This is a genomic window from Nostoc sp., assembly GCF_036917395.1.
GTDB lineage: Bacteria > Cyanobacteriota > Cyanobacteriia > Cyanobacteriales > Nostocaceae > Nostoc.
On record NZ_JBALDI010000065.1, the window covers coordinates 13,775 to 29,104 of the forward strand.

Genomic DNA, 15,330 nt, shown 5'->3' on the forward strand with positions numbered 1-15,330 from the left:
ACGCGAGAATAATTCTATTTTTCCATTATCCAAACATTTTTTGACAAGCAAGTGATTTGATTACTGGGATCAATTTAAAATCTAAAATCTAAAATCTAAAATCTAAAATTGATTGACGCTTGATGCCGACTGAAGGGTAGCCCATTCCACCGTTTGTGGTATTTTAAATTATTAATTATAGGTATTTACATACTCCATAACCCGATTCTTTCCTGTTAGCTTTGCCTCAAGCATCGCTTGATTTGCCCGATTCAGAAAATCCTTAACCGTAATCCCTGGTTCTGATACAGCTATTCCAAAAGAAGCGGTGATGCTTTTGAGGATCTGATCGCCGTCCTTCAATTGCATTTGTTCAACATCTACCCTTAGTTGTTCTACTCGCTTCCTGAGCGTTTCCAGTGTCATATTAGGCATCACAATCACAAATTCTTCACCACCCCATCTACAAGCAATGTCAAAGGAGCGAATAGATTTTAACAGCAGCTTTGCTAATTCCTGGAGAACAATGTTGGCAGTCACATGCCCATAGCGCGAGTTGTAAGATTTGAAGTTATCGATATCAAGGAAAATAACACTAAGAGGTTGTCCTGATCGATTAGCTTCCGCTAGCCTCTGTTCCGTTATGGTTTGCATATAGCTTTGCTTGAATAGTTGGGTCATCCCATCCCGCAAGTTATCATAGGTTAGACGTTGTTTGATCAATAGATTATTCAGTGCAAAGCCTAAGATTCTAGCAATAATCTCAGCAAGTTGCTGAGATTCTGGACTGATTTCTTCAAGGGCATGGACGTGTAAAATGCCAATTACTTCGTTTTGTCCATAGAATGGAACACATAAATGTGCGCCGCTAACAGGCGGTATTAAGTGGTTGCATATCAGTTCTCCATTACCAAGTGAAGGTGAGAAAAGGTTTAATTTCCCTCTCCGTAATGCCCAACAATCAGATAGTGAAAATACTTCTTTACTGCTTCTTTCAGTTCCCCAAGTACGATTCATCTGAAGATAATTTTTGGAATTAGCAATTATATTGATACAACCACTCATATTAGGAAACAGCTGGGAACAGGTTAAAGCGACCACTTGATATACCTCATCTTCAGACTCGCAGGAATAAAGCATATCCGCCATATCTGAGAGATATATAAGTTGCCGTTTTTTTGCCTCTAATTCCAGTTTTTTTTCTTCTAGCTGCCGATTTAGTTCAGTGAGCGATCGCTGTGTTTCTATGGATTCTGTAATATCGATACTGATCCCACCGATGCGCCAAGCGCCCGTTGCATAATCGTTAAATGGAAACTTAAACGATAGCCAGTAGCACGGCTGATCATTACCAGGCATCTTTACCTCTTCAATCAGCTTCAAGGGGCGTAGAGTCTTCAAAACGATTTGATCGTTTTCCATTATCTGCCGCCCCTCTTGTGGATCTGGGAAGAATTCACTATTCGTTTTCCCCATCCATTCTTGTGGATATAGCGAAAATCTAGACTGTAGTTCCTGGTTGTAGTAAAGCACTCTAGATTGCTCATCTTTGATATAAGCCCCAAACGGACCCTGATCTAGAAATAGCTGTTGTATCTGCTGCCTGCATTGAAGTTCGCGGGTATCTTCTTGATATCTGGCGATCGCCTCTACAATTTGATAAGCGGTTGGCATCAGGTAAAGTAAAGCAGACAAGGAAATAAACGCCATTAGATCAAGTACACCTAAGTGCAGTAAAGACACTTTTTGATGTGGCTCAAAGACCGCCAAAAGGTGATGAAATCCGCAAAATAGTACGAATCCACCTGATAATAAAAAGGCTAGCCAAAATTTAGAAGGGATAGTAGCCTTAGTTTTGGCAAAGAAAAACCCTATTACTGTAGGGATGCCAAAGTATGAAAATGCAGTGATGCCGTGAGCAATCATGCAATTCCAGTAAATAAACTCCATTGCTACCCTGAAATTAACATCTTATTTGTTTAACTATAATTATCTCTGGGTAGCTTCAAGATCCATGTATAGAAAGGATGAGATTAATGCGTCGTTCGTGTGAACTGCTGCTCATTTCACCCCCTTACAAATCTGACTTACTAAGTGAACGAGTTCGGGCAAAATCAATTTTTCCATCGCCAATCGCACAGCATTACTGGAACCAGGAAGCGAAAAGATTAATTTATCTTGATAAACACCAGCAACAGCGCGAGAAGCGATCGCCCGCGAACCAATTTCTTGATAACTTAAAAAACGAAATAACTCACCAAATCCTGGTAAGGTTTTCTCTAGTAATTTCTCAATGGCATCGTAGGTGGTATCTCTTGATGCAATACCTGTACCACCATTGAAAATTACAGCATCCAAATTTGAGCTTTTAGCCAGACTTTCTATCTGTCCTTGAATTTGTGTTGGTTCATCTTTGATAATTGTGTAGGCTCCTACAGCATGGTTAGCATCAAGGAGTAATTGCTGAATTAGCTGACCACTTTTGTCTGTTTCCAAAGTGCGTGTATCGCTGATAGTAACCACAGCACAAGTTACCATAATTCCAAGCGAATCTGGATGGGGTTGTTGTGTCATAGATTAAACTTTTAACTTTTGATAATGGGCAATTGGGCACAGAGAATGGCGCATTGGACATGAAAAAATTACCTATGCCCAATGCCCAATACCCTATTTTTCAGCTTTGCTGAGTCCAAGATCGTTTTCCTCAGCATACCGTTCCATGAAGCGCATGAAGCGATCCCATTCTTGGGCAGATTTCATCACATAAACTGCTTCTAATGCTTCTGGTTTTCCGTTGACAAACTTACCCTTAACTTCACGGGTAATTATCTCCCCTTCTTCGTCAATCAAGTACATCCCGGTAATGTCTTCGGTGCTATTTTGATCTAAAATCTTCGGATTAGTAAAAATAAACGTCGCTGTACCACTTCCGCCACTGCGTGATCGCGTCAGGCGCACCTCTGGAGTTACTTCTTCGTCAAGACCTTTAGAAAACTGGATTTTCGCCATGATTCAGTGAATTTAAACTTTTGTGATGGTTAATTTAATATTCTCTCATCAATTAGAACACCACGGTCTACAGGCTACTGTTATTCCTCTTTTTAGTGTATATACTTAAACTGCTTCTTTTTCAAGTAACAAAGTTACGGGGCCATCGTTTTCAATTGTAACTTGCATCATTGCACCAAATTGACCTGTTTCCACCTGCAAACCGCTAGCTCTTAACTTGATAACGAAACGATTATACAAATCTTCTGCTGATTGGGGAGCGGCTGAACGGTCAAAAGAAGGACGGCGACCTTTGCAACAGTCCCCGTAAAGCGTAAACTGACTGACTACTAACAAATCGCCGCCAATTTCTTGTACAGATTTTTGCCAACGGTCGTCTCCTTCTTGGTCAGGAAACAGCCGCAATTCCAAGCACTTACGCACCATCCAGTCGATTTCAGTATCAGTATCGGTATTGGCAATACCCACAAGTAAATTTAGCCCCCGCCCAATTTTGCCGACAATTTCATCATTAACTGTAACTTGAGATGATTTAACTCGCTGGATAACAACGCGCATTTTAATCTAAACGTTGATCAACGTTTCAATTTTAGAGCAATGTCTACGAGGGGCTACGCCTACGCATTCTTAAACCGCAAACTAAATATAGAAACAATGAGCGCCTACCACCTGATAAAATCTCTTAATGTTCGATAACGTTTGTAAGTTTCTTGCTGAAACTTTCTCCAGTGACTTCGCCACTTGGTTGTTAGGAGAATCTATCACTCTGACTGAGTTAAGTCCTTCTGAGCTTTCTCTTGAACCAATCCGCGCCGATGCGCTGATATTGCTCCAATCCGATGAAGTTGTGCTGCATTTGGAATTCCAAACCCAACCGAAAGCTGATATTCCCTTTCGGATGATTGATTATCGGTTGCGAGTGTATCGCCGCTTTAAAAGTAAGCGAATGCGCCAGATAGTGATTTATCTGCAACAAACAAATTCAGAATTTGTGCAGCAAACCACATTTACTTTGGAAGAAACCTTTCATAGGTTTGAGGTAATTCGCCTTTGGGAGCAACCAACAAGTGTATTTTTGGAGCATCCAGGATTATTACCATTTGCGGTGTTAACTCAGACAAATAACCGCACTGCTACGTTACAACAAGTTGCTCAGGAAATTTCAGAAATTACTGATCAACGTATCCAGAACAATATTGCAGCCTCAACGTTCATTTTGGCTGGGCTAGTATTAGAGAAAGAGATAATTCAACAATTGCTGCGGAGGGAACTTATGCAAGAGTCAGTAACTTATCAAGCTATCCTTGCTGAAGGTTTAGCTGAAGGTCGTGCCCAAGAAGTGCGGCGTGTAGCGATGAATTCGCTCAAAGAGGGAATCTCGGTGGAAATAGTGGCGAAAGTGACGGGGTTATCCGTGGAACAGGTATAGCAGTTGGTAAGTGAAGAAGTTAGTAATGCAGGAGAGTGAGGAAGCGATGTCTACGACGGGCTATGCCTACGCTATTCTCTCATTTTCATTGCTCAAAATCGATGGCGGAGCCATTAAAAATCCATTCCCAGGTGGAACCTGGGAACGAGTACGAATAAACGTACAGACGCGATTAATCGCGTCTCTCCTCACTCCTAACTTTTATTTTCTAAAGCCTTTACCGCGAGAGGTTGAAGGTAGACAAATACAGTTTTCGAGTTGAGTAATTAAAGCCTCACGATCCAAATTTTGACCAATTAACACTAGCTGGTTTTTCAATTGACCTTGCCATTCATCATCATCTAAGGTGAAGCGTTTACCGCAAAGGTGGAAAATATGACGCTTCGGACTTTCATCAAACCACATAATCCCCTTCGCTCGGAAGATATTTGAGGGTAGCTGGTTATCTAAGAAATACTGAAACTTCCTAATAGAAAAAGGCTTGTCACTTTGGAAAGATATGGAAGTAAAACCATCATTTTCTAAATGGTCAGAATGATGGTGATGCTCGTGATGGTCATGGTCATGATCGTGATGATCGTGACCGCATGTTGAGTGGTCATGATCATCATGAGCGTGATGATCATGGTCGTGATGGTCGTGGTCATCTACCAGTGTGTCAAAATATTTATCAGACTCAAATAGACCAACACTCAGAATTAAAGGAAGTGGCACTTGCGATCGCGTGGAGCGGATAATTCTCGCTCCTTCCTTAACTTCGTTAATTTTTCTTTCTAACTCATTCAAAGTGGCTTCATCAACTAAATCTGTCTTGTTCAGCACAATTACATCGCCATATGCAATCTGGCTGTATGCCGCCTCAGAGTTAAATAAATCTAGGCTGTAATTCGCCGCGTCTACTACGGTAATAATCGAATCCAAGCGGGTTAAATCCCGCAATTCTGTACCAAGAAATGTTAAAGCTACTGGTAGCGGATCTGCCAATCCAGTTGTTTCCACTACTAGATAATCTAGATTTTCTTGGCGTTCTAAAACTTTGTAAACTGCATCTACCAAATCATTATTAATAGTGCAGCAGATACAACCATTATTTAGCTCCACCATGTTCTCACCAGTGGAAACAATTAGCTCGTTGTCGATGCCAATTTCGCCAAATTCATTCACCAGAACAGCGGTTTTCAAACCCTGTTGGTTGTTGAGGATATGATTAAGTAAAGTCGTCTTGCCACTACCGAGAAAACCCGTAATAATTGTTACTGGCATTCCTTGTTTGGGCGTATCCATTGCCGAAGATTCGGGTGTAACTGCTGATTGCATAGCGCTGTTGTCAAATAGTCAAAAGTAGTAATGTAGCGCAGATAGTCCAGAAAACACTAACATAGGGATGCTGGACTGTCATCCCAGCTGCCTTACCCTATTATTACGTATCTTCTTATTTCAGCATTACTCTGTTATGACCCTAACCCTTTACAATACCCTCACCCGTCGTCAAGAACCGTTTGAAACAGTCGAACCAGGCAAGGTTAAGATGTATTACTGCGGCGTGACGGTGTACGACTACTGCCATTTGGGTCATGCGAGAGCTTGCATTGTTTGGGATGTAATCCGCCGATACCTCCAGTTTATCGGCTATGAAGTCCGATATATCCAAAATTTTACTGATATTGATGACAAGATTCTGAATCGAGCTTGTGTTGAACATTCATCAATGGAAGTTGTAGCCGATCGCTTTATCAAAGCATATTTTGAGGATATGGCGCGGCTAGGGATCAGAGAAGCTGATGAGTATCCCCGTGCTACTCACACGATGAATGGCATTTTGCGGTTAATTCATGAATTGGAAAATAAGGGCTTTGCCTACCCTGCTGACGGCGATGTGTATTATCCAGTACGACAGTTTGCTGAGTATGGCAAGCTTTCTGGACGCAAGTTAGAAGATATGCAAGCCGGGAAAAGTGAGCGCGTCAACGTAGAAGATCCAGAATACCAGAAAAAGAAAGACCCCTTTGATTTTGTTTTATGGAAGGCAGCAAAACCAGGAGAACCTGCTTGGGAATCACCTTGGGGCGCAGGTCGTCCTGGGTGGCATATAGAATGCTCGGCAATGGTACGCGATCGCTTGGGTGATACCATAGATATTCATGCTGGTGGTGCTGACTTAATTTTTCCCCACCACGAGAATGAAATTGCCCAATCTGAGGCTGTCACAGGAAAACCCCTAGCGCGTTACTGGTTGCATAACGGCATGGTGACAGTAGATGGTGAAAAAATGTCCAAATCTTTGGGCAACTTCACCACTATTCGAGAATTGCTGGATCGAGGAGTTGACCCGATGGCAGTGCGGTTGTTTGTGCTGACTGCTCAATATCGTACACCAATTGATTTTAGCGATGAAGCGATCACCGCAGCAACCAACGGTTGGCACACCCTTAAAGAAGGGTTATTGTTTGGCTACAAGTATGGTAAGGAACTGGGTTGGCCATTGGATACAGTAAGTAACCCCGTACTTCGTCCCAACGGTCAACTCTTTAAGGGACACGCTGAACAACTTGGTTGGCCATTGGATACGAAAATGAATTCCAATCTCCACACCAGCGCTGAAGGTTTTTGCGAAGCTCTCAACAAAGACTTTAATTTCCCTGGTGGATTAGCATGGCTATTTTTCGTGGCTAAGGAACTAATTGGTGAAGGAAATATCCTGATACATGAAGGGAAAACAAAGCTACCAGCAGATGAATTACTTCAGGAATGGCAAACACTTGTGACATTGGCTGGAGTGTTGGGTTTAGAAGCCAACCCAGAAGTGGAAACGCCTGTGAATGATGGTTTAAGCGATGCGGAAATTGAGGTGCGAATTCAGCAAAGGCAAGAAGCACGTCAAGGCAAGAATTTTGCCGAAAGCGATCGCATTCGTGACGAACTTCAAGCAGAAGGGATTACGCTAATTGATAGTCGTGATGGCACACGCTGGCACCGGAATAATTAAATTCAAAATTCCAAATGATGAACAACCACAAACAAATCACCGATAGAACATTTGAATTTTCTGTTCGCATAATTAACCTTTGTAAGGTACTCAATGAAAGTTCTGGAGTGGGGCGAACACTCTCGCAACAGTTACTTAAGTCTGGTACGTCAATTGGAGCAAACGTTGAAGAATCGCAATCGGCACAGAGTACAGCCGATTTTGTTCACAAACTAGAAATTGCTTTAAAAGAAGGTAGGGAAACCAAATACTGGCTAAGACTTATAATTGCAACTGAGTTGATTTCCGAAGACCGTCTACTGCCAATTTTGGGTGAAATTAACGAGTTAATCAAAATAATTGCGGCAATAGTCGTCAAAACCAAACAAAATCGTCAACAATAACTTCATTAATTTTGAATTTTGAATTTTGAATTTTGAATTGAATTATGTGGTCTGAACTTAAAAAAGCGATCGCTAGTTTCGACATTCCCGCTGATTGGATCGGTATTAGAGCCGTAAAGGAGACTTCTACTACCCGTTTAGTCCGTGACGGCTTACCCCAGATAAACGGCAAATCCTTCACTGTAGGAGCTATGCTGGAAGTTTTAGTTAATGGCTGTCTGGGTTATGCAGCTACTAACTCTCTGGAACTGTCTTCCTTACAAGCCGCTGCTCAAACAGCCTATAAACAGGCACTAGCAGCCAGTGAATGGTGGATACATCCCTTCAGTGAAAGTGAGCGCCCTAAAGTCGTTGGTGAGTATAAATCTCCATTTCTTGAGCCATTGGATGCTCTGAGTCCGGGAGAAATCAACGATTTACTGGTTCGCATTTGCCAAACGTTGAAAGTTGACGACAAAATTGTACAAACCATAGCCAGTGCCAGCACCACTGAGAGAGAATCTTGGTTTATTAGCAGCAACGGCTCAGAAGTCTATCAAAAAATACTATCTATAGGCACTAATTACGGAGCCACCGCCCAAGATGGAGCGGTTGTACAGCAGCGCAGCAACAACGGTTCGCAAGCAAACTGTTACCAAGGTGGACTAGAGCTTTTAAAACAAGAAGACTTATGGCATCGGGTGCGGCAAATTGGCGAACAAGCAGTAGAACTCTTGACAGCAGAAGAATGCCCAACCACCCGTACCAATTTAGTTTTAGCCCCAGACCAAATGATGCTGCAAATCCATGAAAGTGTCGGGCATCCCCTAGAAATTGACCGAATTTTGGGAGATGAGCGTAACTATGCTGGAGGCAGCTTCGTTAATAAAAGTGATTTTGGCAACCTAGTATATGGTTCGCCACTGATGAATATTACCTTTGATCCTACCGTGGCTGGTGAATTTGCTAGCTATGGCTTTGATGATACAGGTGCTGTAGCAACGCGAGAGTATTTGGTAAAAGAAGGTGTACTCCAACGGGGTTTAGGCAGTCTGGAGAGTCAAGCAAGAACAGGTGTACCAGGAGTTGCCTGTGCCCGTGCTTCCTCATGGAATCGACCAGCGATTGATCGCATGGCAAACTTGAATTTAGAGCCTCTAAACGCCACCTTTGAAGACATCATTGCTGGGATAGAACACGGCGTTTACATGGAATCTAACCGCTCTTGGTCAATTGACGATCGCCGCTACAAATTTCAATTTGGTTGCGAGTACGCTAAATTAATTGAAAACGGGAAACTCACCAAAACCCTCCGCAATCCTAACTATCGTGCCACAACACCAGAGTTTTGGCACAGCTTAATCCAAGTAGGAAATGCTGACAACTGGGAAATGTATGGTACTCCTTATTGTGGTAAAGGAGAGCCAAATCAGGCCATTTGGGTAGGACACGGTTCACCTGTTTGTGTATTTGCTAATGTCGAAGTTTTTGGTGGAGGAAGTTAAAAGAGTGCAAAATTAGGAGTTAGGAGTAGAGACGCGATTAATCACGTCTGTACAGGAGTTATGAGTAGAGATGCGATTAATCGCGTCTGTACAGGAGTTATGAGTTAAAAGTTGTGAATTAAAAAATTCTTCAACTTTTAATTTATAATTCATAATTTATAACTCATCACTCCTAACTCCTAACTTCCTCCACCTTCCTATTCCCTATTAATATTTAATATCTATGAAAATTGAGGAATTATCTGCGTTAGAAGTCAGCTTTAATCAACTGATTAAAACTCTGCTGAACAAAAAAGCAGAAGATGAACAATTCACTGTGAAACTAAGCAGTGAAAGGAGTCAGTTTACTCGTTTCAATCATGCAAAAGTACGACAAACTGGTTGTGTTGCTGATGGTTGGATTGAACTGACTTTGATGGCAGACCAGCGCAGCAGTGTTCGACAATTTCCCTTTACTGGAAATTGGGATGTAGATTGGCAGTTAGCATATACTGCTTTGCAAGAACTACGTGACGAACTTATTCTATTACCTATCGATCCATATCTAGTTTTACCATCAGGAACTAATACCAGCCGAGAAATACATTCTGGTAATTTATTGTTAGCAGAAGCAGTAGTACCAACTGTGCTAGAACTAGTTGCTGAATTAGATTTTACAGGGATGTATGCAGCCGGAATAGTAATTAAAGCTTATGGTGATTCCAGTGGTCAAAAACACTGGTTTGCTACTGATTCTTTTACCTTAGATTATTCTCTGTTCTCTATATCTGGACAAGCAGTTAAGGGAACATTTGCAGGGAGTAATTGGGATAAATCTGCTTATATAGCCAAAATCAGCGAAGCCAAAAAGCAACTAGAATTGCTTTCTCGCCCAGCTAAAGAATTGCCACGGGGACAGTACAAAACTTATTTTGCACCTGCTGCTGTTGGAGATTTATTGATGATGCTTTCTTGGGGATCTGTGAGCGAAGCTGATATTCAGCAAGGAAACAGTGCTTTGGCTGCTCTATGGCGTCAAGAAAAACAACTTTCGACTGCATTTAGTTTGAAAGAAAACTTTCAGCGAGGATTAGTACCACGATTTAATGAATTAGGAGAAGTTGCAGCACCGGAGTTACCTGTAATAGAAAAAGGATATTTGGTAAATACTCTAGTGAATTCTAGAACGGCTAAGGAATATCAAAAAATTGCCAATGGTGCTAATGGTTCAGAGACTTTACGAGCACCAGAAGTAAGTCCGGGAAATTTGGTATTTGAGCAGATTCTTCCGAGTTTAGATACCGGATTATATGTATCGAATTTACATTACTTGAATTGGAGCGATCGCCAAACTGGTAGAATCACAGGCATGACCCGTTATGCTTGTTTTTGGGTAGAAAACGGAGAAATTATTGCCCCCATTGAAAACTTACGTTTTGATGAAAGTCTCTATCGCTTTTGGGGAGAAAACTTAGTAGATTTAACCACTTTTCAAGAATTCATTCCCGAAGTTGGAACATACGAAAGTCGCCAATTAGGAGGTAGTTTAGTTCCTGGTATGCTGGTCGAAGATTTTACTTACACGTTGTAGAAACAATGTCGTGCAAAAACATCATATTCTTGGTAGAGATGCGAAATTTCGTATCTCTACAGCAAATTATTAAATCACCTATTTCTGTAAACTGCATTAATTACAATATCTTTGATAATTAGGTAAATAATTAATAAAAACGATAAAAATTGTCCAAATTGAAGAATTGGATCTAATCGCCAGCCTTGGAAAGTCAATATAAACCCACACAATAATATTATAATTGGTGTAAATATCGCTTATATAATATAAAGTGCTAAAGCCCAACTCGTAAGTCTTGCTCCATATTTGACTAGCCAAAATACCATAAAAATCAAGTAAACTACTCATAAAAGCAAATAAATAATTCCCAGTATACTAGCTGAATTTGCTCCAAAGTTAACTTGAGCTAAAGTAAGCATTTTTGAAAAATCCTGCTTAATTACAATTTAAAATTTTAAACCTATTACTAAGTAGATTCAGCTTAGAGCATAGAAATTTAAAAGTCTTCCTTGACAAAAATTGTTGGTTTAAGCAATGGCGCATTGGTGTCAACTTCAGGTGAAACCCTTGTAATAATCTAATATTCTCTCGTTCACCGCCTCAGGCTGGGAATGCCCATTTGAGGCTCTGCCTCCTTTATTAATATTAGCGGCAGAGCCGCTTTTAATACATTTCCAGGTATAACCTGGAAACGAGAGTTTTCTCTCGTGTTTTGCCTTAAATTGACACCAATGGCAATAGCGAAACCCAACCTATAATTTGTCCCCATCTGTCCTAGAACCTCTATCTTTTCTTGCCAGGAGGTGAATTGCGTTGGGTGAGGTTATCAATTTGCAATTGTTGCCGTCCGTTGGTGATAACTCGCAACATCTCTTTGAGATCCTGCTCAATATTTTCCAGGATGCCATCGGCATATGCATCAGCACCATCTTCAATTTCTTGAGCCTGAGCGATCGCAGTTTGTCGCATTTGCTCTAACTCTTGCTGACAAGCATACCGCTTACGGTCAATCTCGGCGAGGGTTTCTTGCATTATTCCCTCACACTCTTGTTGCACTTGTCGCCGCAGTTGTTCAGCTTCTTGTTCTGCCTGTTGAATAATATCGCTTTCAGCTAAAATTTGCGCTCTTTTTGCTTGCGCGGCCTCAACAACCTGCTGTCCATACTCTTCCGCTTCCAGCAGAATTCCTTCCTTTTGTTCCAGAATCACTGCTGCTTCTTGAAAAAGCGATGGTAAAGCAAGCCGGATGTAATCAAGCTGATCCAGCAGCTTTTCTTCATCTATGAGAGTACGTCCCGTCAGCGGAATCCTGAGACTAGAGAGAACCATTTCCTCTAGGCGGTTGAGTTCCTGCTGAATATCTATGCTTCCCTCTCCACCGAGATACTCTTGAGGGGGGGGATTGCTTCCGTTGAGATTGGGTTCAACATTGGAGAGTTGTGATTGTAGCATTGGTATATATCTAGGGCAATGTGTGGGGGAACGAGATGATCGATAGAGCCACCAAACCTTGCAATCTCTTTTACCACACTACTACTTAAAAAACTATACTCATTTGAGGTTGCGAGAAAAACTGTTTCTATTTGAGTAGAAAGAGTTTTATTCGTGTGAGCCATTTGTAGTTCCACTTCAAAATCTGACACAGCCCGTAAACCCCGAAGTAAAACTTGTGCTTGTCGCATTTGAGCATAGTTGACGGTAAGACCGTCGAAGCTGTCTACTTCTACATTAGGTAGATGTTGTGTAGAAAGACTGATCTGATCTAGCCTTTGTTGCACACTAAAAAGTGGCATTTTGTTGGGGTTCCGCAGTACAGCGACAATTACCCGCTCAAACAGCCGACTACCGCGCCCAATGAGGTCAAGGTGTCCCAAGGTGATGGGGTCGAAGCTACCAGGATAAATAGCAATCACAATTTTAGATATATCAAAGTTGTTTAGGTGATTATATCGAAACTCTTTTGTGTAACTTACTCAAATTTACCATCTTGCGCTCTGAGTAAGAATGCTAAACTCAATTGTTTTAGTGGTACAAGTTATGCTCAACTAGGCGTTAGGAACTATAGCGGTTCTCACTTCGGTGCAATATAGTCGCAACCTCACCCCCTCTGTTTGCTAAGGAGAGGGGTTGGGGGCGAGGTTGAACAACCTATTTCATGCAAACGAAAACCGCTATAAACTCCTAAATATGGATGCTGGATTTTTATTTACGTCCCCACAATGTTGTGGAGGATTTAAGTGTAGTTCCAGTATTCGAGACGTAAGAAACTCCGTACTTAGCAAAGTGCGCGGGTAGTTAACGAATTCTAGGTAATTTTTCATGGCACTGGATTTTTCCATCTTGCCCTTGGCGTTTCAATTTACTTCTCCAGGACCGATTCTGGTGAAATTAGGGCCATTAGCTATCCGCTGGTATGGCTTATTGATTGCCACAGCAGTGTTAATTGGCGTTATCCTTTCCCAGGATTTGGCAAAGCGCCGTAATGTTAATCCGGAGTTGCTAGGCGATTTGTTTTTTTGGTTGTTGATTGGGGCAATTCCTGGCGCACGGCTATATTACGTTTTCTTTGAGTGGTCAAAATATGCCCCAACTCCAGGAAAAATCTTTGCGATCTGGGAAGGAGGTATTGCGATTCATGGAGCGATTCTTGGTGGCGTTTTGGCTGCGTTAATCTTTGCCAAAATTAAGCAGGTTTCTTTTTGGCAACTGGCAGATTTAGTAGCGCCTTCGCTGATTTTAGGGCAGGCGATCGGACGTTGGGGCAATTTCTTTAATTCTGAGGCTTTTGGCGATCCTACTGATTTACCTTGGAAGCTGTATATTCCACCAGACCATCGTCCTCTAGAGTATGCTAGTTTCGATTACTTTCATCCCACCTTCCTGTACGAATCTCTGTGGGATTTAATGGTGTTTACGCTATTAATAACCTTGTTTTTCCGGTCTTTATCCGGTAAGCCACGCCTGAAAGTAGGCACGCTGTTTCTAGTTTACTGGCCAGCCTATAGCTTAGGACGCTTGTGGATCGAAGGTTTTCGCACTGATAGCTTAATGCTGGGGCCGTTAAAAATGGCACAAGTAGTCAGTAGTCTAGGAATTTTATTGGGATTAGTTGGATTAGCTTGGCTTTACTTACTCAAACGCCCTTTACCCGATGTAGTTCCTACTCCTAAGGGAAATGGGGAGAATGGAAGATGAGGAAGCACGGGAGAGAGAATAACTAATACCAATTTGAAAAAAGAATGCGACAGATACATACGGACATATCTTTGTTCTGTCTGGCTTTCTTAATTTTGAATTTTGAATTTTGAATTTTGAATTGGTATAATGCCCAATACTCAATGCCCAAAAAATAAAAAATGCCCCAGAGTATTCTCTAGGGCTTAACCAGGGTGCATCTACCATTACTCTCTACTAGGCAAAGAGGGTGAATCCGGAAAGATACTGAGAAAATAACAAAAAAGTTTTTTGAGGGATTGCCGTGTGTTCTTCTAAAAGTGAATATACAGAAAACTTGAGCTATAAAAAAACACTACATGCCATAGAACCATCTGTGTACATTGTCGGAGCAGGCCCTGGAGATCCGGATTTATTAACGGTGAAGGCGCAAAGACTACTAGCTGTTGCTGATGTGATTTTATTTGCTGATTCTTTAGTACCCGAAGAGATTTTAGAACTTTGCCGAAAAGATGCGGAGATAATTAGGACTGCAAATCAGACTTTAGAAGAGATTTTGCTGATTATGATTGATCGGGTGCGATCGCAACACAAATCTCTAGTCCGTCTCCATTCTGGCGATCCTAGTTTATACAGCGCCATCCACGAGCAAATGCACCTCCTAGCAGAGGCAAATATCCCTTTTGAAGTTATACCAGGTATCAGCGCCTTTCAAGCCGCTGCTGCCAAACTTAAAGTAGAACTGACTGTCCCTGGTTTGGTCCAAACCATCATTTTGACCCGCATCAGTGGACGTACAGAAGTCCCTGCCACTGAAGAATTAGCCTCTCTCGCGGCACATCAGGCTAGCCTCTGCCTGTATTTGAGTGCGCGTCACGTCGAAAATGCTCAAGCTAAACTACTCGAACATTACCCCGCCGAAACCCCCATTGCAATTTGCTTTCGCATCGGCTGGCCCGATGAAAAAATCAGGGTTGTCCCTCTTAATGAAATGGCAGACTGCACTCATCAAGAAAAACTAATTCGCACTACACTTTATATCATCAGTCCAGCCCTCTCGACAGCAACAGGGCGATCGCGTTTATATCATCCCGAACATAGTCATTTATTTCGCTCGTCTCATCACTAAATGCTAGGGCATTGGGTATGGGGGATGGGGTATGGGGAACGAGTCTTTGAGATGGATGAACGAGTCTTTGAGGTGGATAAACGAGTATCTGAGGTGGATGAACGAGTATCTGAGGTGGATGAACGAGTCTTTGAGGTGGATGAACGAGTCTTTGAGGTGGATGAACGAGTCTTTGAGGTGGATGAACGAGTCTTTGAGGTGGATG

17 protein-coding genes are annotated in these 15,330 nt (G+C 41.9%); 8 read left to right on the top strand and 9 right to left on the bottom strand.

From position 1 onward, the window contains the following. Positions 1-171: 171 nt before the first annotated feature. From V7K46_RS22200 to dtd, 4 genes are all read right to left on the bottom strand, one after another. Positions 172-1,929, bottom strand: a complete 1,758-nt coding sequence (locus V7K46_RS22200; protein WP_335116877.1) for a diguanylate cyclase — start codon at positions 1,927-1,929, stop codon at positions 172-174. Positions 1,930-2,040: 111 nt separating this feature from the next. After that, entirely contained in the window at positions 2,041-2,553 is a 513-nt protein-coding gene (locus V7K46_RS22205; RefSeq protein ID WP_335116879.1) for a MogA/MoaB family molybdenum cofactor biosynthesis protein, read from the bottom strand. 93 nt (positions 2,554-2,646) lie between these two features. Continuing rightward, positions 2,647-2,988, bottom strand: a complete 342-nt coding sequence (psb28, locus tag V7K46_RS22210) for a photosystem II reaction center protein Psb28 (protein ID WP_335116881.1) — start codon at positions 2,986-2,988, stop codon at positions 2,647-2,649. Positions 2,989-3,093: 105 nt separating this feature from the next. Beyond that, positions 3,094-3,546 carry a D-aminoacyl-tRNA deacylase gene (dtd, locus tag V7K46_RS22215; RefSeq protein ID WP_335116883.1) on the bottom strand — a complete coding sequence of 151 codons (453 nt, stop codon included), beginning with the start codon at positions 3,544-3,546 and terminating at the stop codon, positions 3,094-3,096. Between the two features lie 127 nt (positions 3,547-3,673). On the opposite strand from dtd, the gene V7K46_RS22220 reads away from it, so the two are divergent. Further along, positions 3,674-4,417, top strand: coding sequence for an Rpn family recombination-promoting nuclease/putative transposase (locus V7K46_RS22220; protein ID WP_335116885.1), 744 nt, complete (start codon positions 3,674-3,676; stop codon positions 4,415-4,417). 201 nt (positions 4,418-4,618) lie between these two features. Here the strand turns inward: V7K46_RS22220 and V7K46_RS22225 are convergent, their stop codons facing one another. Continuing rightward, positions 4,619-5,734 carry a CobW family GTP-binding protein gene (locus tag V7K46_RS22225; RefSeq protein WP_335116887.1) on the bottom strand — a complete coding sequence of 372 codons (1,116 nt, stop codon included), beginning with the start codon at positions 5,732-5,734 and terminating at the stop codon, positions 4,619-4,621. A gap of 136 nt (positions 5,735-5,870) precedes the next feature. On the opposite strand from V7K46_RS22225, the gene cysS reads away from it, so the two are divergent. From cysS to V7K46_RS22240, 3 genes are read left to right on the top strand one after another with little or no spacing between them, the layout of a single operon-like run. Then, positions 5,871-7,403 (top strand): cysteine--tRNA ligase, encoded by a 1,533-nt coding sequence (gene cysS / locus V7K46_RS22230; protein ID WP_335116889.1) that lies wholly within the window; start codon positions 5,871-5,873, stop codon positions 7,401-7,403. 17 nt (positions 7,404-7,420) lie between these two features. Beyond that, positions 7,421-7,786, top strand: a complete 366-nt coding sequence (locus V7K46_RS22235; RefSeq protein WP_335116906.1) for a four helix bundle protein — start codon at positions 7,421-7,423, stop codon at positions 7,784-7,786. Between the two features lie 44 nt (positions 7,787-7,830). Further along, complete coding sequence (locus V7K46_RS22240; protein WP_335116891.1) at positions 7,831-9,270, top strand: TldD/PmbA family protein; 1,440 nt, start codon at positions 7,831-7,833, stop codon at positions 9,268-9,270. Positions 9,271-9,282: 12 nt separating this feature from the next. Here V7K46_RS22240 and V7K46_RS22245 read toward each other — a convergent pair whose 3' ends face one another. Further along, positions 9,283-9,423, bottom strand: a complete 141-nt coding sequence (locus V7K46_RS22245) for a hypothetical protein (protein ID WP_335116893.1) — start codon at positions 9,421-9,423, stop codon at positions 9,283-9,285. A gap of 70 nt (positions 9,424-9,493) precedes the next feature. Here V7K46_RS22245 and V7K46_RS22250 point away from each other — a divergent pair, with 70 nt between their 5' ends. Then, positions 9,494-10,840 (top strand): TldD/PmbA family protein, encoded by a 1,347-nt coding sequence (locus V7K46_RS22250; protein ID WP_335116895.1) that lies wholly within the window; start codon positions 9,494-9,496, stop codon positions 10,838-10,840. A 74-nt stretch (positions 10,841-10,914) separates the two neighbouring features. Here V7K46_RS22250 and V7K46_RS32145 read toward each other — a convergent pair whose 3' ends face one another. The 3 genes from V7K46_RS32145 to coaD form a co-directional block, all read right to left on the bottom strand. Further along, positions 10,915-11,076, bottom strand: coding sequence for a Ycf66 family protein (locus V7K46_RS32145; protein WP_442939864.1), 162 nt, complete (start codon positions 11,074-11,076; stop codon positions 10,915-10,917). A 529-nt stretch (positions 11,077-11,605) separates the two neighbouring features. Further along, positions 11,606-12,274: a DivIVA domain-containing protein gene (locus V7K46_RS22260; protein WP_335116897.1), complete on the bottom strand. Its 669-nt coding sequence runs from the start codon at positions 12,272-12,274 to the stop codon at positions 11,606-11,608. After that, positions 12,184-12,735: a pantetheine-phosphate adenylyltransferase gene (gene coaD, locus V7K46_RS22265; RefSeq protein ID WP_335076655.1), complete on the bottom strand. Its 552-nt coding sequence runs from the start codon at positions 12,733-12,735 to the stop codon at positions 12,184-12,186. Before coaD ends, V7K46_RS22260 begins: the two co-directional genes overlap by 91 nt. A gap of 406 nt (positions 12,736-13,141) precedes the next feature. On the opposite strand from coaD, the gene lgt reads away from it, so the two are divergent. From lgt to V7K46_RS22280, 3 genes are all read left to right on the top strand, one after another. Beyond that, positions 13,142-14,017, top strand: a complete 876-nt coding sequence (gene lgt / locus V7K46_RS22270; protein ID WP_335116899.1) for a prolipoprotein diacylglyceryl transferase — start codon at positions 13,142-13,144, stop codon at positions 14,015-14,017. A gap of 316 nt (positions 14,018-14,333) precedes the next feature. Next, positions 14,334-15,125, top strand: coding sequence for a precorrin-4 C(11)-methyltransferase (gene cobM / locus V7K46_RS22275; protein ID WP_442939865.1), 792 nt, complete (start codon positions 14,334-14,336; stop codon positions 15,123-15,125). A gap of 24 nt (positions 15,126-15,149) precedes the next feature. Beyond that, the coding region (locus V7K46_RS22280) for a hypothetical protein (protein ID WP_335116904.1) at positions 15,150-15,330 on the top strand (181 nt) is incomplete at its 3' end.

What these genes read in the sequence shown, in the direction of transcription:
- V7K46_RS22235 (WP_335116906.1), top strand. Translation starts at nt 7,421, where the DNA reads ATGAACAACCACAAACAAATCACCGATAGAACATTTGAATTTTCTGTT.
- V7K46_RS22225 (WP_335116887.1), bottom strand. Translation starts at nt 5,734, where the DNA reads ATGCAATCAGCAGTTACACCCGAATCTTCGGCAATGGATACGCCCAAA.
- V7K46_RS22220 (WP_335116885.1), top strand. Translation starts at nt 3,674, where the DNA reads ATGTTCGATAACGTTTGTAAGTTTCTTGCTGAAACTTTCTCCAGTGAC.
- V7K46_RS22250 (WP_335116895.1), top strand. Translation starts at nt 9,494, where the DNA reads ATGAAAATTGAGGAATTATCTGCGTTAGAAGTCAGCTTTAATCAACTG.
- V7K46_RS22240 (WP_335116891.1), top strand. Translation starts at nt 7,831, where the DNA reads ATGTGGTCTGAACTTAAAAAAGCGATCGCTAGTTTCGACATTCCCGCT.
- V7K46_RS22205 (WP_335116879.1), bottom strand. Translation starts at nt 2,553, where the DNA reads ATGACACAACAACCCCATCCAGATTCGCTTGGAATTATGGTAACTTGT.
- cysS (WP_335116889.1), top strand. Translation starts at nt 5,871, where the DNA reads ATGACCCTAACCCTTTACAATACCCTCACCCGTCGTCAAGAACCGTTT.
- lgt (WP_335116899.1), top strand. Translation starts at nt 13,142, where the DNA reads ATGGCACTGGATTTTTCCATCTTGCCCTTGGCGTTTCAATTTACTTCT.
- V7K46_RS22260 (WP_335116897.1), bottom strand. Translation starts at nt 12,274, where the DNA reads ATGCTACAATCACAACTCTCCAATGTTGAACCCAATCTCAACGGAAGC.
- psb28 (WP_335116881.1), bottom strand. Translation starts at nt 2,988, where the DNA reads ATGGCGAAAATCCAGTTTTCTAAAGGTCTTGACGAAGAAGTAACTCCA.
- dtd (WP_335116883.1), bottom strand. Translation starts at nt 3,546, where the DNA reads ATGCGCGTTGTTATCCAGCGAGTTAAATCATCTCAAGTTACAGTTAAT.
- V7K46_RS22200 (WP_335116877.1), bottom strand. Translation starts at nt 1,929, where the DNA reads ATGGAGTTTATTTACTGGAATTGCATGATTGCTCACGGCATCACTGCA.
- V7K46_RS22245 (WP_335116893.1), bottom strand. Translation starts at nt 9,423, where the DNA reads ATGAATTATAAATTAAAAGTTGAAGAATTTTTTAATTCACAACTTTTA.